This window comes from Paludisphaera rhizosphaerae (assembly GCF_011065895.1).
Taxonomy (GTDB): domain Bacteria; phylum Planctomycetota; class Planctomycetia; order Isosphaerales; family Isosphaeraceae; genus Paludisphaera; species Paludisphaera rhizosphaerae.
The window spans coordinates 1-1,654 of the sequence record NZ_JAALCR010000082.1 but is presented as its reverse complement, the minus strand read 5'-3'; the positions used below and the strand labels follow the sequence as shown (position 1 = coordinate 1,654).

The window sequence follows — 1,654 nt, the reverse complement described above, 5'->3', positions numbered from 1 at the left end:
GTAGGCGGGCGAGTCTCGCGCCGGTGAAGTCGACCGAGTCTCGGTGGAAACGGAAGGTTGCCCGAGACGACGAACCGACGATCGCCTTCGGTTCCGCTGCTCTCGCAGCCGAGGCGGCGAAGATGGCGTCGACCGGTCAAGGGAATCGGAACAACCAACTCTTCGCCAGCGCCTGTGCGCTGTTCGAGCTTGTCAACGCTGGGACGTTAGGACGCGATCAAGCGGAATCAGGCCTCAGGGACGCTGCCAGGACGGCCGGCCTGGACGATCAGGAGATCGAGGGCCGGTTCCGTTCGGCCTGGAAGAAGGTCGGGGAGAAGGCTCGCGACCTGTCTCACGTCGGGACGAAGTCGAAGGAACGGGGCAAGGCCGCAGAGATCATCGACGAGGTTACGGGCCTGGTCGAGACGGTCGACAATGAACACCGACTCGCCCGCGCCGTGCTGAAAGCGAAGTTCCATCACCCGGACCGGCCGACGTTGTGCTTCTGGATGGGCGATTGGTGCGTCTGGCAAAACGGCGAGTGGAAGGCCACCCCGAACAAGGAAATCGATGCCGCCGTAACCGAGGTCGTCCGATCTGAATTCGAGGCTCACGCGAAGTCGACGGAGATGCCCGTAAAATCGGTCTCGACTCGCTTGACGGCGAATGTGACCGCCGCCTTGCGAGGGCTGGTCATGCTCTCTGAGCGAGAGTACCCATCGCAACCCATGTGGTTGTTCGGCGACGGTCCCGACCCGGCCGAATGCGTGAACTTCCGCAATGGAATCCTGCACCTCCCTACCTTGATCGACCACGGACCCGAAACTGCGTTGACGCCCCCGACTCCGAGGTTTTTCGCGGCCAGCGCTGTGCGATACGACTTCGATCCGAAGGCGAGCAAGCCCAATCAGTGGTATGAATTCCTGGATGCTATCTGGGACGACGATCCTGAATCAGTCGAAGCCCTCCAGCAGTGGTTCGGCTACTTGCTGACGATGGACACCAGTCGTCAGAAGGCGCTGATGATCGAGGGGCCGACCAGGTCGGGGAAAGGGACGATTGCCCGGGTCCTGACCGCCATGGTGGGGTCGGACAACGTCACCGCCCCCACGCTGACCAGCTTGGGGCAACACTTCGGCCTCCAGACGCTCATCGGCCGATCGATCGCGTTCTGCAATGAGAGTCGCCTGTCGGCCAGGTCGGACGCGCCGGCGATCGTCGAGCGGGTGCTGTCGATCAGCGGCGAGGACGAGCAATCCATTTCTCGCAAGCACACGACCGACTGGAACGGCAAGCTGGGCGTCCGATTCGTGTTCTCGACGAACGAGATGCCCCGTCTCACTGACGCCGCCGGGGCCCTTCTGAGCCGCTTCGTCTTCCTGAAGCTCACGCGGTCCTTCGTCGGGCGCGAAGATCGAGAGCTTGGAAACAAGCTGGTTGCAGAGTCGCCGGGGATCCTGCTTTGGGCTATCCACGGATGGTCGAAGCTGCGGGAGTCGGGCCTGTTCCTCCAGCCCAAAAGCGCAGTTGCGGCGATGACGGAATGGCAGGAGATGATCAATCCACTCGGGGGATTCGTGGCCGAGAGATGCCTTGTCGGCCCCGACTTGCTCAACCTGTACGGAGAACCGGCGACGACTGAAACCAAGACTCTCTACCGAGCCTGGGTCGA

The 1,654-nt window shown here is 62.5% G+C and carries 1 protein-coding gene; it reads left to right on the top strand.

Annotated elements, in window-relative coordinates; genetic code table 11:
* Positions 1 to 122 precede the first annotated feature (122 nt).
* Positions 123 to 1,654, top strand: a 1,532-nt coding sequence (locus G5C50_RS32065; protein ID WP_240907438.1) for a phage/plasmid primase, P4 family, incomplete at its 3' end; no start/stop codon positions are given.